This is a genomic window from Methyloferula stellata AR4, assembly GCF_000385335.1.
In the GTDB taxonomy this organism is placed as follows: Bacteria; Pseudomonadota; Alphaproteobacteria; order Rhizobiales; family Beijerinckiaceae; genus Methyloferula; species Methyloferula stellata.
On record NZ_ARWA01000001.1, the window covers coordinates 3,501,897 to 3,524,577 of the forward strand.

At 59.8% G+C, this 22,681-nt stretch carries 18 protein-coding genes; 5 read left to right on the forward strand and 13 right to left on the reverse strand.

Going from position 1 to position 22,681, the window contains the following annotated elements:
* Positions 1-8: 8 nt before the first annotated feature.
* The 3 genes from A3OQ_RS0117290 (at position 9) to A3OQ_RS0117305 (ending at position 4,338) form a co-directional block, all read left to right on the forward strand.
* On the forward strand, positions 9-623 hold the full coding sequence (locus tag A3OQ_RS0117290) for a GNAT family N-acetyltransferase (protein WP_020176686.1): 615 nt from the start codon (positions 9-11) through the stop codon (positions 621-623).
* A gap of 514 nt (positions 624-1,137) precedes the next feature.
* Complete coding sequence (locus A3OQ_RS0117300) at positions 1,138-4,020, forward strand: EAL domain-containing protein (RefSeq protein ID WP_020176688.1); 2,883 nt, start codon at positions 1,138-1,140, stop codon at positions 4,018-4,020.
* A gap of 72 nt (positions 4,021-4,092) precedes the next feature.
* Complete coding sequence (locus A3OQ_RS0117305; RefSeq protein WP_020176689.1) at positions 4,093-4,338, forward strand: hypothetical protein; 246 nt, start codon at positions 4,093-4,095, stop codon at positions 4,336-4,338.
* A gap of 141 nt (positions 4,339-4,479) precedes the next feature.
* Here A3OQ_RS0117305 and A3OQ_RS0117310 read toward each other — a convergent pair whose 3' ends face one another.
* From A3OQ_RS0117310 to A3OQ_RS22870, 3 genes are read right to left on the reverse strand one after another with little or no spacing between them, the layout of a single operon-like run.
* On the reverse strand, positions 4,480-7,953 hold the full coding sequence (locus tag A3OQ_RS0117310) for an error-prone DNA polymerase (RefSeq protein WP_020176690.1): 3,474 nt from the start codon (positions 7,951-7,953) through the stop codon (positions 4,480-4,482).
* Positions 7,950-9,566 (reverse strand): Y-family DNA polymerase, encoded by a 1,617-nt coding sequence (locus A3OQ_RS0117315; RefSeq protein WP_083931616.1) that lies wholly within the window; start codon positions 9,564-9,566, stop codon positions 7,950-7,952. The genes A3OQ_RS0117310 and A3OQ_RS0117315 overlap by 4 nt, the downstream gene beginning before the upstream one ends.
* A 58-nt stretch (positions 9,567-9,624) precedes the next feature.
* On the reverse strand, positions 9,625-10,512 hold the full coding sequence (locus A3OQ_RS22870; protein WP_020176692.1) for an ImuA family protein: 888 nt from the start codon (positions 10,510-10,512) through the stop codon (positions 9,625-9,627).
* 201 nt (positions 10,513-10,713) lie between these two features.
* On the opposite strand from A3OQ_RS22870, the gene A3OQ_RS0117325 reads away from it, so the two are divergent.
* Positions 10,714-11,121 carry a hypothetical protein gene (locus A3OQ_RS0117325; protein ID WP_020176693.1) on the forward strand — a complete coding sequence of 136 codons (408 nt, stop codon included), beginning with the start codon at positions 10,714-10,716 and terminating at the stop codon, positions 11,119-11,121.
* Between the two features lie 583 nt (positions 11,122-11,704).
* Here the strand turns inward: A3OQ_RS0117325 and A3OQ_RS25295 are convergent.
* The 3 genes from A3OQ_RS25295 to A3OQ_RS23745 form a co-directional block, all read right to left on the reverse strand.
* Positions 11,705-11,968, reverse strand: a complete 264-nt coding sequence (locus A3OQ_RS25295; protein ID WP_083931683.1) for an SEC-C metal-binding domain-containing protein — start codon at positions 11,966-11,968, stop codon at positions 11,705-11,707.
* A 96-nt stretch (positions 11,969-12,064) separates the two neighbouring features.
* Positions 12,065-12,370 carry an EthD family reductase gene (locus A3OQ_RS0117335; RefSeq protein ID WP_020176695.1) on the reverse strand — a complete coding sequence of 102 codons (306 nt, stop codon included), beginning with the start codon at positions 12,368-12,370 and terminating at the stop codon, positions 12,065-12,067.
* Between the two features lie 70 nt (positions 12,371-12,440).
* Positions 12,441-13,136: a putative quinol monooxygenase gene (locus A3OQ_RS23745; protein WP_161607352.1), complete on the reverse strand. Its 696-nt coding sequence runs from the start codon at positions 13,134-13,136 to the stop codon at positions 12,441-12,443.
* Positions 13,137-13,385: 249 nt separating this feature from the next.
* Between A3OQ_RS23745 and A3OQ_RS0117345 the strand changes: the two genes are divergently transcribed.
* Positions 13,386-14,207 carry a dimethylarginine dimethylaminohydrolase family protein gene (locus A3OQ_RS0117345; RefSeq protein ID WP_020176697.1) on the forward strand — a complete coding sequence of 274 codons (822 nt, stop codon included), beginning with the start codon at positions 13,386-13,388 and terminating at the stop codon, positions 14,205-14,207.
* A 105-nt stretch (positions 14,208-14,312) separates the two neighbouring features.
* Here the strand turns inward: A3OQ_RS0117345 and A3OQ_RS24930 are convergent, their stop codons facing one another.
* The 7 genes from A3OQ_RS24930 to A3OQ_RS0117380 form a co-directional block, all read right to left on the reverse strand.
* Positions 14,313-14,657: a hypothetical protein gene (locus tag A3OQ_RS24930; RefSeq protein ID WP_020176698.1), complete on the reverse strand. Its 345-nt coding sequence runs from the start codon at positions 14,655-14,657 to the stop codon at positions 14,313-14,315.
* Positions 14,654-14,983, reverse strand: a complete 330-nt coding sequence (locus tag A3OQ_RS0117355; RefSeq protein ID WP_020176699.1) for a hypothetical protein — start codon at positions 14,981-14,983, stop codon at positions 14,654-14,656. The genes A3OQ_RS24930 and A3OQ_RS0117355 overlap by 4 nt, the downstream gene beginning before the upstream one ends.
* Before the next feature lie 75 nt (positions 14,984-15,058).
* Positions 15,059-15,328 carry a hypothetical protein gene (locus tag A3OQ_RS0117360; protein WP_020176700.1) on the reverse strand — a complete coding sequence of 90 codons (270 nt, stop codon included), beginning with the start codon at positions 15,326-15,328 and terminating at the stop codon, positions 15,059-15,061.
* Positions 15,329-15,577: 249 nt separating this feature from the next.
* On the reverse strand, positions 15,578-16,819 hold the full coding sequence (locus tag A3OQ_RS0117365) for an efflux RND transporter periplasmic adaptor subunit (RefSeq protein WP_020176701.1): 1,242 nt from the start codon (positions 16,817-16,819) through the stop codon (positions 15,578-15,580).
* Positions 16,812-19,982: an efflux RND transporter permease subunit gene (locus A3OQ_RS0117370; RefSeq protein ID WP_026595961.1), complete on the reverse strand. Its 3,171-nt coding sequence runs from the start codon at positions 19,980-19,982 to the stop codon at positions 16,812-16,814. The genes A3OQ_RS0117365 and A3OQ_RS0117370 overlap by 8 nt, the downstream gene beginning before the upstream one ends.
* Before the next feature lie 253 nt (positions 19,983-20,235).
* A complete protein-coding gene (locus A3OQ_RS0117375; protein ID WP_020176703.1) occupies positions 20,236-21,660 on the reverse strand; it encodes a sensor histidine kinase in 1,425 nt (474 codons plus the stop codon).
* A complete protein-coding gene (locus A3OQ_RS0117380; RefSeq protein WP_020176704.1) occupies positions 21,647-22,510 on the reverse strand; it encodes a winged helix-turn-helix domain-containing protein in 864 nt (287 codons plus the stop codon). The genes A3OQ_RS0117375 and A3OQ_RS0117380 overlap by 14 nt, the downstream gene beginning before the upstream one ends.
* Positions 22,511-22,681 lie beyond the last annotated feature (171 nt).

A 22,681-nucleotide genomic window follows, 5' to 3' on the forward strand; every position in this document is an offset into this window, starting at 1 on the left:
GCAATTCCTTGGCCCTGTTTCGTCTCGGACCGTCGAGCGATAATGCCACCTTCATCCGGGGTGAAGGCGTCTATCTGCGGCCGCCGGAAATGCATGATTTCGAAACCTGGGCCGGATTGCGCGAAAGAAGCCGGGGCTTCCTCACGCCTTGGGAGCCGACATGGCCCGGCGATGATCTGACCCGCACCGCCTTTCGCAGGCGGCTGCGCCGTCAGGCGCAAGAGATCGAAAACGACGAAGGCTATCCATTTTTGATCTTCCGCGAAGGCGATGATCTTTTGGTCGGCGGCTTGACGCTTGGCCAGATCAAGCGCGGCGTCGCGCAGGCGGCCACGCTCGGCTATTGGATGGGCGCTCCGCACGCCGGCAAGGGCTTCATGTCGCGCGCCGTCAGGGCCGCCGTCACCTTCGCCTTTGCGACGCTCCGGCTGCATCGCATCGAAGCCGCCTGCCTGCCGAACAATGAACCGTCCATCCGGCTGCTCGAACGCTGCGGGTTCAAGCGCGAAGGCCATGCACGCGCCTATCTGCGGATCAACGGTATTTGGCAAGACCATCTTCTTTATGCGCTTTTGGAATCGGACCCGGTTCCGCTGCGTCTGCCGCGCCGCGATAAAGCGTAGCCCCCACATCGATCGACCGCCAGTCCTTGCCTCTCTTCTCCTTGAAAAGTCAGCGCTTTCAAGGCGGCGCGCTAAGTCTTGCCCTCTGGACAGATAAGCTTTACCAATTGAAGGTGGACGTCATTTCCAGCGATGAGGCTGCCCGACCGCTCAATACCTGCGACGCATCGGCACTTATGACTACGTAAAAATGCCATGGAGTTTGAGTTAAAGCGTGATCCTAAAAAGTTGCGGACATTTTGGGATCATGCGCGAAATAAAAGCTTGGAGCATGATCGCGATTCAGCTCAAAGAGATCATGCTCTAAAAGCCTGCAAAGAAAAAAGAACATTAAGAGGTTGGCTATAGAGAGATTTTGTTTAAAGCGCGTCTCTCCAACTCTTAAACTTCGTGCTCCTCCGATTCTTCGACCGATGGCTCACGCGATTGGCCGGGGCAAAGGCAATTGAGCGCGTTCAGGCGAAGCGGGTCACCCCCTTTTCCTCGATGCGCCGAAACCAGCTCGGATTTTCATGTGCTGAGCCGCGTGCTCCAGATTCGTTTTTTGATCGCTTTCGTTCTTCTGGGATTAAGTCTCGTCCCGGCAAGAGCGGTCGAAGCGATTCGCGTGCCGCTTGACGCACAGGCCATCGATCTCTCCAAGGCGATCGAAAGCTATAGTGCGCAAGGCGATCGCCTTTTGGTATCGACCGCGCCCGGCTCCGACGGCATCGTCCGCCGCATCGAGGTGCGCGCACGCGAGACGGGAACGCAGCCGAACTGGATCGTCTTCGCGCTCACGAACGACACCGACGAACAGATCGAACGACTGATCGTCGCGCCGCATTTCCGGCTTGTCGGTTCGGGCGTGGTCTGGCCCGATCTCGGCGCGACGCGCATTTCGGCGATCACCGCGAGCCAGGGCTTTCCGCCGGAAGCGCAAGAAAGCGCCGACGCCGACGTGTTCCGCTTGACGCTCGATCCCGGCACTACCGTGACTTATGTCGCCGAATTGCGCACGCCGAAACTGCCGCAGCTCTATCTTTGGGAGCCCGACGCCTACAAGGACAAGGTCACCAGCCTCACTTTGTACAAAGGGATCGTGATCGGCGTCGCCGGCCTGCTGGCGCTCTTTCTGACCATCGTCTTCGTCGTCAAAGGCGCTGTCATCTTTCCGGCGGCGGCCGCGCTCGCCTGGGCAGTGCTCGCCTATGTCTGCATCGACTTCGGCTTCTGGACCAAGATTTTCGGCACCGGAGGCGCATCGGACCGCATTTGGCGGGCGGGCGCGGAAACAGTGCTGGCCGCGACTCTACTCGTCTTTCTCTTCGCCTATCTCAATCTCAGCCGCTGGCATGTGCGCGCCTCACGCGTCGCAACGGGCTGGCTGATCTTCCTCGTCGCGCTGATCGGCCTTGCAGTCTATGACGCGCCTGTCGCAGCCGGCGTCGCGCGCATTTCGCTCGCAACCATCGCGGGCGTCGGCTTCATCCTCGTCATTTATCTGTCGACCCATGGCTATGACCGCGCCGTCATGCTCATTCCGACCTGGTTCCTGCTGCTCGCCTGGATCATTGGCGCCGCCTTCACGGTCACCGGCACGCTGACAAACGACCTCGTCTCGCCTGCCTTGATCGGCGGCCTTGTTTTGATCGTGATGCTGATCGGCTTTACGATCATGCAAAATGCCTTTGCCGGAGGTGGGCTCGGCCATGGCGTGATCAGCGAGACCGAACGCAAAGCTCTGGCGCTGACCGGCAGCGGAGACCTCGTCTTCGACTGGGACGTCTCGGCCGATATCGTCTATGTGAACCCGGAAGTCGAAGCGCAATTGGGTCTCGGGCGCGGCTCGCTCGAAGGACCCGCCTCCGGCTGGCTCGATCTTCTGCACCCCTTCGAACGCGACCGCTATCGCGCCGTTCTCGACACGATGCTCGAACAAAGACGCGGGCGCATCAATCAGGAATTCCGCCTGCGCGCCGTCGACGGGCATTATTTCTGGTTTCTGATGAAGGCGCGGCCGGTGGTCGGCGCCGATGGCGAAGTGATCCGCATCGTCGGCACCCTGTCCGATGTCACCGAGGAGAAAACTTCGGAAGAAAGATTGCTGCATGATGCCGTGCATGACAATCTGACCGGCCTGCCCAATCGCGAACTCTTCTTCGACCGGCTTGAGGCCGCGTTGAACTTCGCGCTGACCGACACGAAGATCCGGCCGACGGTCATCTGCATCGACATCGACCGGTTCCGTCAGGTCAATGAGAGCATCGGCCTCTCGGCCGGCGATTCGATTTTGCTGACGCTCTCGCGCCGCCTGAGCCGTCTCCTAAAGCCGCAGGATACGCTCGCCCGGCTTGCTGGCGATCAACTGGCCGCCGTCATCGTCTCCGAAACCGACACCGATCAGATCACGGCGCTCGCCAATGTCGTGCGCCGAGCCTTGTCGACGCCCGTTGCCTTCAATGAAATCGAAATACCGCTGACCGCATCTATCGGCCTTGCATTGTTCGATCCGCAATTGCACCAGAAGCGCGAGGACATGCTGAAAGACGCCGAGATCGCCATGCGTCACGCCAAACGGCTCGGCGGCAACCGGATCGAAGTGTTTCGTCCGGCCATGCGGACGCGCCGCTCGGATCGCGTGACGCTCGAAGGCGATCTGCGCCGCGCGCTCGACCGCGGCGAGATCAAGGTCTTTTTCCAGCCGATCGTGCGGCTCGAAGATCGCACGGTCGCAGGTTTCGAGGCCTTGCTGCGCTGGGATCATCCAAAACTCGGACGGCTCGGACCGGCCGAATTCATTCCGATCGCGGAAGAAACCGGCGGCATCGTCGATCTCGGCATTTTCGCGCTTGAACGCACGGCGCGCGAACTCGCGGCCTGGCAACATGCGCTGAACGTCGATCCTCCCATCTTTGCCAGCGTCAATGTTTCGTCGCGGCAATTGCTGCGCCACGATCTCCTGCATGATGTGAAGGCCGTGCTCACCCGTTGCGATGTGGCGCGCGGCACATTGAAGCTCGAATTGACCGAGAGCCTCGTCATGGAGAACCCCGAATATGCGGCGCAGATGCTCGGCCGCATCCATGAACTTGGCGCCGGCCTGTCGCTCGACGATTTCGGCACCGGCTACTCGTCGCTCTCCTATCTGCAGCGCTTCCCCTTCGATACGATCAAGATCGACCGCTCCTTCGTGCACCAGAACAATAAAGGCGCGCGGCCGGTGATCCTGCGCTCGATCATCACGCTCGCGCATGATCTCGGCATGGAGGTCGTCGCCGAAGGCACTGAGACCGAGTCGGACGCGATCGAGCTCGCGCAGCTCGGCTGCGAATATGCGCAAGGCTATGCCTTCGGGCATCCGATCTCGACGGTCGAAGCGCGCAAGCTCGTTGGCGCCGCGACGATCGCAGCATGATCCTGAAAAGTTGCAGACTTTTCGGATAAGATCATGCGTGAAAGAAAATCAGGGTGACGGCGGAGGCCGATAATGCCGGTCTTCATCATTCGCGCCGTCCGCAGCAGCGAACGCGACCTGACGAGACGCATCGTCGATCGCTGGCCCTTCGAGGTTCCCAATCTTCAGGCCGCGCAGGATATCGCCGACGAGACGAAGCTTGGCGACGTCTGGGACGAAGCAGATCTCTTCGAGATCGTCGATTTCGCCGGCAAAATTCGCGCCTCCCGCTTCTATACGAAGCCTGGTGAAAAACGCGCAGCCTGGATCGTGCGATGAGGGGTGGCTATGCCAAGCCTCCTATCGCCCTCGCCCTTCGAGACGCGGGCTGCGCCCGCTCCTCAGGGTGAGGGCTCAGTGGTTGCCCTCATCCTGAGGAGCCCACGAAGTGGGCGTCTCGAAGGACGAGAGCAACCACACCTATTGAAAATTGCGGCCTTTCGGGAGAACGCGCTTGAGCGCTACGGCGGCCTTATCCTTGGCGAGCGAAGCCTCAAGCGGAAACAAGAGAGTCTGAGCCATCGGCTCATCCTGATTTTTCTGTGCGGGTTGAGAGGACTGTCTTCCGATCACCTTGCAGGCCGGATGCGAAAAGGCGGGCTCGCTCTCATCGTCCCGCACCCGGCCCTGGTCCTGGCCTTGCCGCGACAGAACACCGAGCAGCGGCGTCAAATCTTCCGCACGCTCGGCAACGACATGAATGACGCCCGATTCGCTTTGCACGCGCCCCGTCACCGCGATGAAACGCGCGCCCATCACGATCGGCCGCAAAGCCTCGAACACCTTCGGCCAGATGATCGCATTGGCAATGCCGGTCTCGTCTTCCAGCGTCAGAAAGATCACACCTTTGGCCGAGCCAGGCCGCTGGCGCACGAGTACGAGTCCCGCGACCGTCACGCGGCGGCCGTTCTCGATCCGGCCGAGGTCTTCCGTGCACAAAATCTTTTTAGCCGCGAGCAAGGCCCGCACGAAAGACACGGGATGCGCCTTCAAGGATAATGAGAGCGTGCGATAATCCTCGACGACATGTTCGCCGATCAACATAGGCGGCAGATCAGCATCCGGCTCGTGCGCCTTGAATGTGAGGCTCTTCAACAGCGGCAGATCGTCCTTGTCGCCGGCGCGGTTGAGGCCCTTGACGACCCAGAGCGCCTCGCGCCGGTCGAGCCCGAGCGAGCGGAACGCATCGGCCTCCGCCAGACGTTGCAGCACGCTTTGCGGCAGTCCCGTGCGCAGCCAAAGATCGCGGATCGAATCATAGCCTGCGCCGCGATGCGCGACGAGCGCATCCATATCGGCCTCGCTCAACCCCTTGGCCTGCCGGAAGCCCAGGCGGACGCAATGGGCAGAGCGGATCTCGCCGCGCATCCCGTCATGGCGCGGATGCAGGCGCCCTTCAGCTTCACCCTTGACGAGGATGCTGTTCCATTCTGAAAAATTAATATCCACCTCTTCGATGGTGACGCCATGCTCTCTGGCGTCGCGCACGATCTGCCCCGGCGCATAAAAACCCATGGGCTGCGCGTTCAAAAGCGCGCAGCAGAAAACATCCGGATAGCGGCATTTCATCCAGGCCGAGACATAGACGAGCAGCGCGAAAGAGGCCGCATGGCTTTCCGGAAACCCATAGGTACCAAAGCCCTCGATCTGCTTGAAGCAGCGCTCGGCGAAATCGCGTGGATAGTTCTTCGCGACCATACCTTCGACCATTTTGTCGAAGAATGTCGAGATCGTGCCGACGCGTTTGAAAGTTGCCATGGCACGGCGCAGCCGATCTGCCTCGCCCGGCGTGAAGCCCGCAGCGACGATCGCGATCTTCATCGCCTGTTCCTGGAAGAGCGGCACGCCAAGCGTCCGCTCCAGCACCTCTTTGAGTTCGTCCGAAGGATACTCTACCGGCTCAAGCCCCTGCCTGCGGCGCAGATAGGGATGCACCATATCGCCCTGGATGGGACCCGGCCGCACGATCGCAACTTCGATGACGAGATCGTAGAATGTCTTTGGCTTCAAGCGCGGCAGCATCGACATTTGCGCGCGGCTTTCGATCTGGAACACGCCGATCGTGTCCGCGCGTGAGATCATGTCATAGACGGGCTTTTCTTCGGCGGGCACATCGGCGAGACGATGTTTCACGCCATAATGCGTCTCGAGCAGATCGAAGCCGCGGCTGAGGCAGGTCAGCATGCCGAGCGCCAGAATATCGACCTTTAAAATGCCGAGCGCATCGAGATCATCCTTGTCCCAGACGACGGTGGTGCGCGCTTCCATCGTCGCATGGGCGAGCGGCATCACTTCATCGAGCCGCGTGCGGGTAATGACGAAGCCGCCCGTATGTTGCGACAAATGGCGTGGAAATCCGGTGAGTTCGCTGGCAAGCGCAAGGGCCTTTTTCAAGCGCGCCTCGGTTGGGTCGAGCCCGGCGCGGCGCGCCTCCTTATCGTCGACCGCGACCGACGAACTGCCCCAGACGGCGCCCGCCAAAGCTGCGAGCACATCATCCGAAAAGCCGAAGACTTTACCAACCTCGCGCATGGCTGAGCGCGTGCGATAGGTGACGACCGTCGCCGTCAGCGCCGCCCGCGCGCGGCCATAGCGCCTGTAAATATATTCCATCACCTCTTCGCGGCGCTCATGCTCGAAATCGACGTCTATGTCCGGCGGCTCCGCGCGCTTGGCCGAGATGAATCGCTCAAAAAGAAGCTGATGGCGCATCGGATCGACATCGGTGATGCGTAGACAAAAGCAGAGCGTCGAATTGGCGGCGGAGCCGCGCCCCTGGCAGAGAATGCCTTGGTTACGTGCAAAGCGCATGATGTCATGCACAGTGAGAAAATAGGCGGCATAATCGAGCTCGGCGACAAGTGCCAGCTCATGTTCGATCGCCGTTTTCACCTTGTCCGGCACATTGTTTTCGAAGCGTTCCGCCGCGCCTTCATAGGCGAAGGCGCGCAGAGCCTCCTGCGGCGTCGCAAAACCTTCGCGCAATTCCTCAGGATAGTCCCCACGCAACTCGTCGAGCGAAAACGAAAGCCCATCGAGAAAATGCAATGTCTCAGCGATCGCCTCCGGCGCTTCGCTGAAGAGACGCGTCATTTCGGCTGCGTCTTTCAAATGGCGTTCGGCATTGGCCTCGAGCTTGCGGCCGGCGTCATCGAGGCTCACGCCGAGCCGGATCGCGGTCAGCACATCCTGCAAAGGCCGCCGCTCCGCCACATGCATCAGCACGTCGTTTGTGGCAAGAAGCGGCGCATGGATATCGAAAGCGAGCCGCTTGCGCCAGGCCAGATCGCCGCGCATCGAAGTACCATAAGCCATGGCGGCGGTGAGCCAGACGGGCCCGCCCGACGCCTCGCGCAGACGCGGCATCAAATTTTGGAGCGGCTGCAACTCGCGTTCGTATAATGCGCCGGCCTGATCTTGCGGCAGTCCGAAATCATCATAATGCCGCTCCGTCTCTATGCCGTCGTCGTCAGTGAAAGTGCACTTCGGCATAAGGGCGAGCTGAAAATCGACGGCCTGGTCCAAAAGATCTTTGAGCCGCAAAAGACAGCCGCCCTTTTCAGCGCGCAGATTGCCACGCGTCAAAAGCCGCGTGAGACGACCATAGGCCGCACGGTTTTTCGGATAGGCCAGAATATCCGGCGTGCCGTCGCAAAAGACGAGGCGTGTGCCGATCGCGAGTTTGAACTCGCTTGGTTTGACATGGTTCTCGCGCAGGAAGACATGCGCGCGTACGACGCCGGCGAGCGAATTGCGATCGGCGATGCCAAGCCCCTTGAGTCCAAGCTCAAGCCCCTGTTCGACCAATTCTTCCGGATGCGAGCCACCGCGCAAAAAGGAGAAATTCGTCGTGATGGCGAATTCCGCATAACCCGTGGCCGCATATTTGATCACGCGAAAAGCCCATGCATGAACCAGCGCGGCTCGGCGGTCTCGCGATAAAGCCCGTCGCGGTAGAGCCAGAAAGCCTGCCCGTCGCGATCCTCGGCGCGGAAATAATCGCGGGTGAAGTTTTGGCTATCCTTCCACCAGTCCGGCGCGATGCGTTCCGGCCCTTCGACCGCTGCGACCTCATGCAGGATGCGGCGCCAGCGAAACCGCAAGGGCGGCCCGTCCGGCACCGAGGCAATGGCCTCGATCAGCTCCGGATGCAGCAGCAGGCGCAAGGGCCGCGACGGCAGAGCCAGCCGTTCGGCCTCGCCCGCAATGTCCCACCCTGGACTTTTCGGCAGGCGTGTTCTGGAGGCGGCAGGCACGGAGATCACCGCGAAATCCGGATCGTGCCGGTCCTGCAGCGCCAAGCGCGTCACCCGGCGCACGCCGAGCCTCGCACCCAGCCTGTCGATCAAATCGGCAAGATCGCTTTCGGCATTGAGATGACCGTCAAGGCTCGCCTGATCCTCGGCCTTGCGCTCGACGGTAAGCGCGGCAAGACGCAGAACATCGAAACCATAATCCGCCTCCAGGCCCGCTTCGCCCAGGGCTTCGATGCGTTCGCGAAAGAGCCGCGCCATGGCGATCGGATCGCGCATGGCCCGGCTGGTGCGCACATCCAGATGTTTCACCGCGCCGTCGACGCGGAAGAAACTCGCTTCGATATGACGTGCGCCTTCGCCATGCCGGGTGAGCAAGCCGCAGAGATCATGCGCAAGCGAGAGCAGCGTCGCTTCTATGTCTGGCTGCGCGATAATGCCTTCGGCAAAGCGCCGTTCGGCCAGATAAGGGGGCGCCTCGAAGCAAGGCGATATGGCGCTTTTCGCACGGCCCAAAAGCGCATCGAGCCGTGCAAAGAGATGTGTGCCGAAGCGCGCCGCGATGGGCGCGCGTGGCCGCAGGATAATATCGCTGAGGCGCCGCAGACCGGCACGGGCAAGGCCGGCGATGAGATCCGCATCGAGCCGCAAGGCTACGAGCGGCAAAGGCCCAAGCAGGCGGATCAGGCGCTTTTCGTCGAGACCCTCCGGCAGAAGCCGCCGGTCGCCGTAGCGCGCGAGCGCCCAGGCCGCCTCCGGCGTTCCAGCCAGCGCGGCTCTTGCCGCGAAACCTTGCGTACGCAGCCGCGTCTCGATCTCGTTTAATAGATTGTCTTCGCCGCCGAAGAGATGCACGGCGCCCGTCACATCGAGCATCACGCCATCCGGAGCATCGAGCGCCGCGAGCGGCGTGAAGCGCCGGCACCAATCGAGAATATCGGCCAGACATTTCGCCTCGGCTTCGGCATCGGCCTCAATGGCCAGGAGCGAAGGATGCCTTGCTCGCGCATCGGCAAGCGCGAGGCCGGACTCAAGACCCTGCGCCAGCGCGTAAGGATCGAGCGAAACGAGGCGCAACGCCGATTTGACCCTCTCAAAAGTTACGATGGGTGTTCCGGCTGGCTCCGCCCTCGCCCTTCGAGACGCTTGCTTTGCGATCTCGCTGTTGCGATAGATCGCCAGCGATGCAAGCTCCTCAGGGTGAGGGCTCGTTTGAGCCGGCTGAACGAAGCCCTCATGCTGAGGAGGGCTCATTTCAAGTCGTGCTTGGCCGACTTGAGATGAACCCGTCTCGAAGCGCGAGGGCTTCTTGCTAAGCCCTTTGACGACTCCCAGCCGCACGAGCCGGTCTGTCGGAAGATATGGAAGGAACAGCGAAAGATAACGCATCGCGAAAACAAGCCTTCTCAGGGTCCCATGTGAGCGGATGGACCTTGTCCCGATCAAAGCCGAAGCCCTGCGGGCCGGCGCGGGCTTTGACGAGCCGCACGGTCCAGACGGTCTTGCCAGGCATTGGCTGGCGGCCGCCCGCCGAAGCCAGGTGCGGGCTGGCGCTTGTGCCGATTTCAAACCGCGTCCCGGCGCCGCTTGAGAGATGTTCGGCTTCGCCCGCGAGGCCCGCCGCGACGAGCAGGCCCGGCGTTGCGCTTTTGCGCGCGGCCAGAAGCAGCCTGCGCGAGGCCGCGAGATCGTAGATTTTGGCAAGTCCCCAGATCTCGCCAATGACCGCGGCGGACGAGCGGCATTTCAAAGCCTCCTCCATGGCCCAGAGGCTTTCTTGCGCATCGCGCGTCTCGACCAGCACAAGGCGGCTGGGATCTAGGCCCAAAAGCGCCAGCCCCGGCCCATAGAGTGCGCCCGTCTCGCGCGCGGCTTTGGCTTCGACGATCCAGACGATGGCCGCGCGGGTCTTTGCCGAAGCCCCGGCAAAACGCGCGGCCAAGGCAAAGGCAAAACCGGAGGCCGCCGTGCGCGCGGCCGGACGGGCCGCGACAATCTCATGCAAGGCGCCTGGCTCAAGCCCGCCCTGCAAGGCGCGATCGAGACTGCACAGCTCTTGCGCATCGCCCAAACCGACGCGCGGCATCCGGCGGATGCCCGCGTTCCATCTTCTGCCGGACGTGCTTTCACCGTCCATCGCCTCCAGAGAGGCGATTTTCGCGCGCAAAAAATCCACCCGTTCCGAAAGGCCGGCAGGCATCGGTCCGTTCTCCGCTGAGGAATAAGTTCTCTATTTGTTCTTATAGATTCCCCGCTTCGGGACATGAGTCAAGCGGAATGCGGGGGTGCGGCTCAGTTTGAACGACTGGCCGAAAGCCTCTTGAGTGCCTCTTAGGGTTTGATTTGTTTCAAGGCACCCAGAGCGTGCTACAAAGTCGCTTGATCGTCCGGGATCGCCGGGGTGGCAGAAAAATTGCTCAATCCCGGATGCCGCGGTCAAATCCGCATCACGCCATCGGAGGAGACCATGCACCCCGACCAAATCAAGGTGGGTACTTGCTATCGCACAGCAAGAAACGAAGTTCGCAGCGTTATCGACATCACCGCCGAGAAACGCGTGATCTATAAGGCTCGCAATAGTTCCTATGCCAAAGGCGACGCCGGCTGGTACCAAAACACAAACGCAAGCACGATCCCGATGCTCAATACGTTCGCCCACGCGGTTGTTGGTGAGGTTCCATGCGATTGGGACTCTGCCACCACGCCTACGCCGGAGCCGTCAGTCGCGGGAATCAAACATGGTACGGCCGGGCAAACTCCGGCGGCAGACGCTCCGAAGAAGCCTGCGCCCGACCTCGGACCGCCCTAGGATCTGCAGAAACCAAGCGGCGGCTGAAACAAAGCCGCCGCTTAAAACTGAATGAATGCCTTAAGCTGTCATCGGCTCGATGGATGATTGCTAGAGACGCCGCGCGCAGCCTGCCGTGACATGCAGAGCGCTGAGCCCCCCATGCGGCCGCGACTGATACGATTGCCCTCAGGTCTGCGAGGCTTTGTCCTCTGGCTTGGCCGAGCCCCATGGAAGGCTCGCAAGCTTAGGCTTATAGCCATTCGAAAGATAAGCATCCTCCGTAATCTCTTGCCCAGTGGTGCCATCAGTGACCCACACACCGTCCTCTTTCGGTTCAGGGTTTTTGATTCTGTGCGTACCGGTCGGATCCATTATTTCCCCTCAACTTCGATCTTAAAAGGAAGAGGCCCTCATCGGCCAAGCTCGCCTTCGCTGAGGGCCGAGCGCCGGGATTATAGCGGCCTCCGCGTCCATCTGAGAAGCGACTTGCTGGCTCAAGTTGCTTGATTTTCTTGGCCGCGACGGCCGCCCTGCCCGATCGCGGGCCGCCCTAAAGCCAGCATCGCCAATCGCGTCCAAGGAGGCGATTGGCGCGCAAAACTCATCCGCGGAAAATTTCGTCAGCCTGGGACTTAGTCCCGCCAATAGTCGTGGCGGCCTGCTCCATCGAAAGCAGCCTGACGTCAAGCAGCAGCGCTTGAAATTTTAATCCTGACCCGCAAGGGCACGGATCGTTGCGGCCAAGTTTTTCTATGAGTTCGAGATCGCCATGAACGAAACGCAGTCCGCGTTTGACGCGCGTTTCGGACGGGAACCCCTTACGCCGTTTGCTCGAAACCTCGAAAGCAAGGCTGATCGGCGAAATCTCGCATACGTGCCATGATCGCCTCCTATTTCACGCCAGCGCTCATTGAGCGCCCCAGCTTGATGATGTTCAAGCCGGGACCCTCATATGACAATCTCACCCCTCGGTCGACTCGATATGGATGATGGCCGGAGGCTCGGGCGAATAATTCGGAATATCGGCGCCGACCGCTTGGCCCTCCGGCGTGCCGAAGGCCTCATGGATCGCCTTCAAACTGTCGAATGTGCCGATGAAGGTCCAGAAGAACGCGCCATCCTTGCCTTCGAGATCGGTCGCAGGTCCGAAGGAATAAGACCGCAAGCCCGGCATCTTTTTGACGAGCGGCATATGGACCTCGCGGAAATGCTTTTCGAAATGCGCGGGATCGGCCGGCTTCTTGTACAAAACGACGAGCTTGCTCATTGATACGTCACTCCCATGATTGGATTTTCACTATAGCGGATTCGGGTCGCCCGCGCGATCATTCCACTCTTCATTCCAAGCCCTGATAGATGCGCTGATCGTAAAGCGCGCCGAGCATCGGGCTGATCTTGTCGCGAAACTGTCTTGTTGATGCGAGCGCCTCATGCGCGTCGAACGCCAGATGACTAGCCCAGCCCTCCTCGACAGTGAAATGGTTCGGCCGCCCGATCTGTTGCGTCACCGTGAAAAGAAGATAGCCAGGCTCCTTGACGCTTTCCTCGCCGAGCGTCTTGAGCATGCCGGATACCTCATCCGCATAAGACGGCATGACATCGACATGGGTCACGACCCATACGGCATGCGCGGAGGGGTGATTGGCGGCGGGGCCGGGCCAAAGTCTGGTCAGCAGTCTTTCATCCGGCGGCGCGGTCTCTATCGCATGGAGCTGATTGCGAAAGGCTTGCAGATGCGGGTCCTTTTGATGTGCGTCGAAAGCGGCCCGATCCTTCCAGATTTCGAATATGACAAAACGATTGTCGCGGCCGATCTCGCGCAGCAATTGCACGGCTACGCTGCCCGCCTCCGCGCGGCTGGCCGCAGCCTCGGCCTTGAGCGTGGTGATCGCCTGTTCCGCCGACTGCGGCTGCGTTTCAACATAGATCGCGACGTAAACGGGCTGCTCCTGCGCCGCCGCGCGCGGCGAGATGACAGGAAAGCCTACGGCAAAGATTGTCGCGCTGACGAGAAGGTTAAAAAATACCTGCATCCACAGATCTCCGGCAGGCATCGTCACCATCCTGGTGCTTCAGGGGTAGAATGCAGCCGACTCAACGCTCCGCTGCTGCGCCATCGAGCCCCACTCTTCAAATTGGGTCCGCGTACCTACGTTCAGGGTCGTGCTCTAGCCGAATTTTCCGCGGCAGCCAGCAAAATCAAGAGAAACAGCGCCATGACAATGTCACTTGAGCGTGATGGGCAGCGAACCAAACCCGGACGTTCCGTTAAGCAGGATTTCATGACCTCTGCCCCGCAGACGATTCTGATGTGCCCGCCCGATCATTTCGAGATCGCTTACGTCATCAATCCGTGGATGGAAGGGCAATTTGCAAATACCGACGATCGCCTCGCACACAGGCAATGGCATGACCTGCGTATTGCCATAGCGGAGCATGCGCAGGTCGCATTGGAGCCGCCGGAGCGCGACCTCCCGGATATCGTGTTCACCGCGAATGCCGGCCTCGTCCGCGGCAGGCAAGTGATTCTCAGCCGCTTCCGCAGCCTTGAGAGACAGGGCGAGGAAAAGCACAACCGCGCTTGGTTCTCCGCGAATGGCTTCGAGATTTTGGACTGGCCGCAGGATATATTTTTCGAGGGCGCCGGCGATGCCCTCTTCGATCGCGGCCAGACTCTGCTCTGGGTCGGGCATGGTTTCCGGTCGGACAAGGCCGTGCCGGCGCTGTTAGAAAAACGGCTCGGCTGCAAAACCGCGGCGCTCAATCTGATCGATCCGCGATTTTATCATCTCGACACCTGCCTGTGTCCTTTGGCCGGCGGCTATCTCTTGTATTTTCCGGCGGCCTTCGACGAAACATCGCGCGCCTTGATCGAAAGCCTGGTGCCGCCCGACAAGCGCATCGCGGTCGGCGAGCCAGATGCACTGAAATTCTGCTGTAATGCCGTCGATCTCGACGGCCATGTGTTTTTGAACGATGCGTCGGAGGCTTTGCAAAACAGCCTAGGCGCTGCCGGGTTCACGCCGGTCATCACGCCGCTGTCTGAGTTCATGAAGGCCGGCGGCGGTGCCAAATGCCTGACGCTGAAGCTGGTCGAGGCTTAGAGCATGATCCCAAAAAGTTGCAGACTTTTTGGATCAAGATCATGCGCTAGAATACAGGCTTGGAGCATGATCGGCTCAACCTAAAGCCGTCATGCTCCAAAGTTCCTAAGGCCCCGACGGATTTCCGGGCCCTTCCGGATGGTAGGGGCTCGCACCAAGGCCGAGGCGGCCGCGCGTTCCGGATTCGTCATAATCTTTGCGATCGCAATCGTCGTGCGAAGAGCAAGGATATGGTGAGTGGTAGATGTAGAGCGGCGCCTCGAACTCCCGCTGCGCCGCCAAATGCCGATACGGCTCATTGTAGACGTGCCGCATCGCATGGTGATGATGACGATAGTGCCGCGCGAGCACAGGGCTTGCGGTCATGGCCACGAGCATGAGGCCAAGCAGAACGCGGGACCCGGCACGAACCGGCGTCGTATGGATTGTGAGATCGAAAAAGGGTCTCATGGTGTCGTATTCGCCGGGTTGCGGCCCTCCAGCATGGCGCCATAGCTGCCGCTCGCAGGTTCGTTCGGATCGACCGGCGGCGGCACTTCGGGCCTGATCGGAATCAGCGGATTTTCAGGAACGCCGCCATAGCCTCGGGCGGCATAGGCCTCGTAAGGGAGCGGCATAGCCTCTCGCGCCGTCTGCGCGGAAGGATCGAACGCGCGATGACGCGCATAGACATGATGGGCATGGTAATGCCGATGCTGGATCTGCGCCGATGCGAAACTCGCCGAATAAAGCACGAGCGAAACGGCGACACCGGCTTTGAGAATGATTTTCGCCATCACGACAATTCTCCCTGCTTCAAAGACGCCCAGGCAAAGCGCGGCGTCATCCGCCGCGCTTTGAGATCCAGACTCTTAGTTGCTCGGGTTACCGGGGCCTTCCGGATGATAGGGGCTCGCACCAAGGCCGAGGCGGCCACGCGTGCCGGAGCGATCGAAATCGGCACGGTCGGCGCGCGATGAAGCGAAGCCAGGACCCTGATCGTAGTAGCTGTAATATCGGCTCGCGCGCGGATAGGCCTGCTGGGCGGAGGCCACACCGATCGCGAGGATCGAGGCCAAACCGGCAAAAGCCAAGACGCGGAGGCCGCTGCGAACGGCCGTCTTGTCCGTCGATGTCTGCATGGGATGCTCCAGTTCTGTCATCAACCTCGATCTGAGGTTGAATCAAACATAAACTCAGGAGCCTTGATTGTTATACTACGATCATCTAAAACGTTTTTCATACTATACTTTTCATGAAAGTATTTTCATGAAATATTTTTCAGAAATTAAGAAGACTTGCAATGATTAAGCTTCAATGCCGACTGGCTGCGTCCCTCTCTGCGCCATAACTGCAAGCGGCGCTATTTGCTACTAAGCTTTACCGAGAGTCTAAAGACCTTGAGCCCGGTCGGCCTCTTTCGTTTTCGCAGGCGCGCCCGAGACTTTGCTGTCGCCCTTCGCGCCAGCGATCCGCACCTTCTCGCCGGCGGCAAGCGATTCCTGCGGCGAATCGATAATCCGGTCATCGATCGAAAGACCGCTCACGATCTCGACCTCCTTGCCGAGGTTGCGGCCGAGCCGCACCGGCTTCGACACGACCTTGTCATCCGGGCCGACGGTCGCGACGCGGAGGCCATCCGGCCCGAAGATCAGGGCGGTCGCCGGAATGCGCAGCACATTGGCATCCGCCGGAATATGGAAATGAACTTCGGCATAGGCGCCGGGCCATAACGCATCGTCCGGATTATCCGCCTGCAACTGGATCAGCGCCGAGCGATTGTTTTCTGTGAGCGAATTCGATGTCGTCGTCAGCACCGCCTCGTAGGTCTGATCCTTGCCCGGCATTCTCAGCGTCGCAGTGACGCCTTCCTTCATGCCATTCAGAAAAGCCTGCGGGACATTGACATAGATGCGGACCTTATGGAGGTCCGACACCTGGAACAGCGCTCTACCCGTATTCCCGCCCGCGTTGACGAGATCGCCTATGTCGAGCGAACGCGCGGTGACGACTCCGTCAAAGGGTGCCGTCAAATTCTTGAAGGCGGTCAGAGCCTCGAGACGCGCGACATTGGCTTTCGAGGCCTCGACCGCCGATTGCTTTGCGAGCTGATCTCCAGACTTCTCGTCCTTGTCCTGCTGCGACACGATGTTTTGCGTCGCGAGCCTCTGCCAGCGTAGCAGCGTCACATTCGCAAGTTCGAGATTGGCTTTCGCAACGGCAAGATCGGCACGCGCCTGCGCCAATTGCTGATCGAGGTCGGGCGCATCGATGGTCGCCAGCACCTGCCCCTTTTTGACCTTGGCGCCGATATCGACGAACCAGGCCGTCACATAGCCGCTCGCGCGCGCATAGATCGTGCCTCGGTTGTAGGCCGCGATCGATCCCGGCAAAACCAGCTCTTCCTGGCTCGACCCGCGCACCGCGGTGGTCAGCCCGACGGTCGGAATGGCTTGTTCATTTGTCCAGCTGACAAGCTCCTGCCGGCTTTTCGCACGGTCGGAAATGCCGTCGACAGCGGCGATGCCGGCCACAACGGCAAGGATCAGCACGATCATCAAGACGCGGCGCGGTCTCGCCGCCTTGACGGATTCGGGTTTGATCGTCGCGGAGGACTCGTCTTGATCATGCATGGGATGGAACACCCGTCAGAGGTTCGGAGTGAGACTGCTTCACCTTTTCTCGGCCATGGACGATGCTGAACAGCACAGGCACGAATAAAAGCGTCGCACAGGTGGCGAAAAGAAGACCGCCGATCACGGCGCGCCCGAGCGGTGCATTCTGGCCCTCTTCGATGGCCATAGGCATCATGCCTATCATCATGGCAAGCGCGGTCATGAGAACCGGCCGGAAACGGGTGCCGCCCGCGTTCAAAGCAGCGTTGAAGGCGCTCATGCCTTCGGCCAGTTTCTCGCGCGCGAAGCTGATGACGAGAATGCTGTTTGCCGTGGCGACGCCCATGCACATGATCGCGCCGGTCAAGGCGGGAACCGACAGGCTCGTATGCGTGAGAAACAGCATCCAAATGATGCCGGCGAGCGCGCCCGGCAGAGCCATGACGATGATGAACGGATCCAGCCAGGACTGGAAGTTGACGACGATCAAAAGGTAGATGAGCACGATCGCGAAAGCGAGACCGAAGAAAAGCTGAGTATAGGCGTCGATCATAGTCACGACCTGACCACGCATGACCGCATGAACGCCAGTCGGCAGCTCGCCCTTGGTCTCATCCATGATCTTTTGAAGATCGGCCGCGACCGCGCCGAGGTCACGCCCCTGCACGGTTGCATAAATATTGACGGTCGGGCGGATATTATAATGCGTAATGACCGCGTCGAGAGGCTTCGGCGTGAAGGTCGCAAGGCCGCCGAGGAGTTGCGATGTGCCTTCGTCCCCCGCAAGCGGCGTATTCTTCAAATTGGTGATCGTATCCATGTGATATTGCGGCGTCTGGATCGAGACAGGATAGGACACCCCGTTGCGCGGATTGACCCAATAGGTCGGCTGAGTCTGCGAACTGCCGGACAGCGTATTTTGAAGATTGTTGGCCGCGTCGTGCTCGGTGAGGCCGGTGAGACCCGCGAGCGTCCGATCAAAGGCAACATGGAGCGCCGGAGATTGAAAAGCTTCTTCGATCCGCGCGTCGGCTATGCCCGGAACGAACCGGGCCCTGCGCAAAAGCATTTCCGCATAGGCGCGGTCGCCCTTGTAATCGAGCCCCGCGACTTGAATATTGATCGGCGCGGGCGAACCGAAATTCAGGATCTGACTGACCATATCCGCCGGCAGAAAAGCGAAGGTCACACCCGGAAAAGCCTTCGGCAGTATTTCGCGCAGCTTTTTCACATATTCGGCGGTTCCAACCTCGGACTTGTTCAACGAAATCAGAATATCCGAATCCTCGACGCCGATCGTGCCGGAATTACCATAGGTCAGATTGATGCCACTATTGGGCAGACCGATGTTATCGACAATATTGACCAGCTGCTGCGGCGGGATGATCTCGCGAATCTTGACGTCGATGCGATCGCTGATAGCCGTCGCTTCTTCGACCCGCGTGCCTGTCTGCGTGCGGACATGAATTTTGATCACACCGCCGTCAATGTCGGGAAAGAAATTTTGCCCGAGGTGCGGCATCAAAGTGAAAGACAAAGCGACAAAGGCGAGGAAGCCGACGACGAGCGGCAATGGATGGTTGAGGCCGAGCTTCAAGACGCCGAGATAGCCTGCCCTAAAGGCCTCAAACCCGTGGTTGAAGGCGCGCTGGATCAGAACCAGCGGATTGCGCGTCGGCCGTTCGCCATGATCCTCCTCATGCGTGCGCAGGAGATATTTCGCCATCGTCAGCACCAGAGTGCGCGACAATATGTATGAAGCCATCATCGCGAAGACGACGGCTTCAGCGAGCGGCCGGAACAAAAAGCCCGCGACGCCGCCAAGCCCAAACATCGGCACGAAGGCGATGCAAATGCAAAAGAGCGAGACGGTAGCCGGAATGAAAATCTGTCCGGCGCCGTCGTAAATCGCCGTCTCGATGGGCTTGCCCTGCTCCAAATGCCAATTGATGTTCTCGATCGTGACCGTGCCTTCATCGACGAGCACGCCGACCGCCAAAGCGAGGCCGCCAAGCGTCATCACGTTGATCGTTTCGCCGAGCACCGACAGCGCGGTCAAGGCGGAAAGGACCGAAAGCGGAATCGAAACGAAGATGATAAGGGTCGATCGCCAGCTTCCGAGAAAGAGCAGGATCATGAGGCCGGTGAGACCGGCGGCGATCAGGCCTTCGCGGACGACGTCGCTGATGGCGGAGCGGATGAAACCCGACTGATCGTTGACGAGTTGCAGATTGAGACCGGAAGGCAATCCTTCCGTCAGTGTCGGAAAGCGCGTCTTGACGTCGCCTATGATGTCGAGGGTCGAGACGGCACCATTCTTGAGGACGGTCATGAGCACGGCCTTCCGGCCGTCCATCTGCACCACATTGGTCTGAGGCGGGCTGCCGTCGTGGACGAAGCCGATGTCGCGCATATAGACGACGGCGCCGTTCACGGTCTTGACTGGCAGATTGTTGAAATCCTCGACTTTGGTGGGAGAGCCGTTGAGATCGACCGTATATTCGAATTTGCCGATTTTTTGGGTGCCTACAGGCGTGATCAGATTCTGGATCGCCAGCGCGCTCGCAACGTCGGACGAGGTCAGGCCGTAGGATTGCAGCGCACGTTGATCGAGATCGATCTGGACCTGCCGTGTCGCGCCTCCATAAGGATAAGGAAGTGCCGCGCCGGCGATCGTCACAAGCTGAGGCCGGATAAAATTCAGGCCGAGATCGGACAGCTCCGTCTGCGACAAACTGCTGCTCGAGGCGACCAATTGGATGATCGGCACGCTCGACGCATTGTAGCTGAGGATTTGCGGCGGCTGAACGCCTTGCGGCAAATTCTTCAGAATCGTCTGCGAAATCGCGGTGACCTGGGCCTGCGCGGCGTTGATGTTCACGCTCGGCTGAAAGAAGATCTTGATGATGCCGTAATTGGGCAGCGACTGGGATTCGATATGTTCGATGTCGTTGACGGTGGTCGAGAGAGTGCGCTCGTGGATCGAGACGATCCGATTCGCCATATCGTCCGGCGGCAGGCCGTTATAGTTCCAGATGACGCTGATCACCGGGATTCCGATATTCGGAAAAATGTCGGTTGGTGTCCGCAGCGCCGACAACGTTCCGAAAATCAGAATCAAGAACGCCATCACGACAAACGTGTAGGGACGCTGTAGCGCCAGCCGGACAATGCCCATCATGAGCGTAAACCAAGAAGTTGCGGCATATGCCCCGTTTTCGCGGCGGCATATGACTATCACGCAAGGAAGCCGCGCCATTGCGGCGCAACGTCACCAATAATGCTTTGAATATATCAAGTAATACAAGATGTAGATGATCTATTTTTCCGCGCTTCACGCAGATATGAGCACCCAGCCACGCAAATGACTTGGGTATTCACGCAGAAATGATGAGGCGCGCGAACCCGTTCGCGCGCAAGATCGCTAGGTCCGGCTAGCTCGCCACGGGCAGCAGCGCTTTACTCTGGGACCCTTCCACCTGATCGGCAGGCGAGGCTTCGTTTACTTTATCCTTCGAGATTTCGAAAACCGCGCCGGGACAATTATCCTTGAAGCGCAGTGAAAACCCGTGCAGTTCGGCAATGGTCGCCGCCATGCTCAACCCGAAGCCATTGCCGGGCAGGTTGCGGTTTTTCTCGCATCGATAGAAGCGTTTGAAAATAATGCCGCGCTCCTCCGGCGCAATTCCCGGCCCATTATCCGCGACGCGGATGACGGGTTCACCGTCGATCGTCTTGGCGATGATCCTGACCTGGCCTCCACCCGGCGTGAATTTGATGGCATTGTCGACGAGATTAGCGACAGCCTCGATCAAGAGATCGAAATCGCCATGAATGCGCAAAGCCGCCGGTGCGTCCAAACTCATGTCGATCGATTTCGCTTCCGCGAGAGGCTCGTAGAGATCGAAAACATTGGCGCAGATCTCGGCCAAATCGATGGACCTGAAATGCCCGCGGCGGCGCCCCGATTCGATCTCCGAAATGCGAAGCAGCGCGGTGATCGTGGTCATCGCACGATCGAGATCTGACAAGGTCTGCCGCGCGGTCATGCGTAAGGCATCGTATTCATTTCTTTCAAGCGCCCGCTCGAGTTTCATCCGCGCGATGGCAAGCGGCGTACGCAAATCATGCGCGATATTGTCGCCGACGCTTTTGATCTGATCGAGAAGCCGGACGATCTCGTCGAGCATCAGATTGACGGCGCCGGCGACATAATCGACGTCGTCCTTATTACCGCGCATCGGCAGGCGTTCATGGAGATCGCCATGCATGATGCGCAGAATCGTCTGATTGATGACCATCAGCCGGCGCGTGCCGCGCAAGGCGAAGATCAGGCCCGTCATCAAGGCAAGGGCAACGGCCGGGACGATGCCGATCAGCAGCGCCTGCACGACGAGCCGCCGCAGGGCGTTGACTTCGTAAAGGCTGCGGCCGAGCAGGACGACGCTGCCATCCGGCCGCCGGCCGGCGACGAAGAGACCCGGCGCGGTTTCCCGGTCGCTGGGGTTTATCGGAACCGCTTCGACCGAATGGGTCAAGCCATCGACCGGCAGGGCGGCAGGCAAAGCAGCGATATTGCCGTAGACCAACCGGCCTCGCGCATCGAACAGCGCCGCATAATCGATACGGCGCAGATCCCGCGTCAGACGCAGGTCGAGCGCGCGCCGGAGATCGGCATCCGATTCCGCAACCGCCCGCGTCATTTCCTCCGCCAGCCGCACGTCGACGCGCCTTGCGTCGGAGCTGGCAACTTGCAAATAGACGAAAAGAAAGACCATCGAGGTCGAAAGCGTAACCGCCAACCCGAACAGAACCGCGAGACGGAAAGTTGCGGTTCTGAAGAGCTCAATCAGCCGCATGGAGCATGAAACCTGCGCGGCGGACGCATTCGATCAGAGGCGTCTCCCCCGGACCGTCCACCTTCCGCCTGATCTTGCCGATATGCACGTCGACGAGATTGGTCTGCGGCAGAAAACGATAGTTCCACACATCTTCGAGAAGCATGGTGCGCGTGACGATCTGATTCGGATGCCGCATCAGATATTCGAGCAGCTTGAATTCGCGCGGCAGCAAGGACAGTTCGCGTTTATCGCGCATGGCGCGGCGTTCGATCAAATCGAGCTCAAGAGGCCCAACCCGCAATGTCGTCGCGCGTCCGGCCGTCGAACGGCGCAAGAGGGCTTCAACACGTGCCGAGAGTTCGCCCATGTTGAAGGGCTTAGTGATGTAATCGTCGCCGCCGGCCTTCAGACCATGAATGCGCTCGTCGACCGATGCCAAAGCACTGACGAAAAGCACCGGCGCCTGAAGGCCTTCGCTCCGCAAAGTTTCGATCATCGCGAGGCTGTCCACGCCATGCAGCATGCGATCGACGATCATGAGCGAAGCCGCGTCCGACCGTGCGGCCTCAAGGCCGGCAGCCTCGGTATTCGCGATCTTGACGTCATAACCCTGCTCGCCCAGTTGCAGGGCGACTTCTTGCGCCATATCCGGCTCATCCTCGACAAGGAGGATGAGTCTCCGTTGGACGGGCTCTGGAAGCTCCCCTGTTGTCATCGCTAGCGTCGACATCGGCTTTTCACTTTCCTTCCGAGACCGCCCCGCATCTTTCGCGGGCTGCTTTTTCAAGCGGCTTTTGTGCGACTCGCCATCACCTTCGTCGGCGATGACAATTTTGAGCCCATCCCGGCCATCGCGCGTATCGCTCATCCTCAGTCTCCCACAGGGGCATCTGAGAAAGAGACCGCTCGAACCGCGAATTTATTCCGAAACAGAATATTTTTTTATCACAAATTCCTTGCGCAGATTAAGGCAAAGCCAAAGACCCCGTTTCGAAGGCCTTTATTCCAAAAACAAATGGGCCCGTAGGCCCATTTGCAA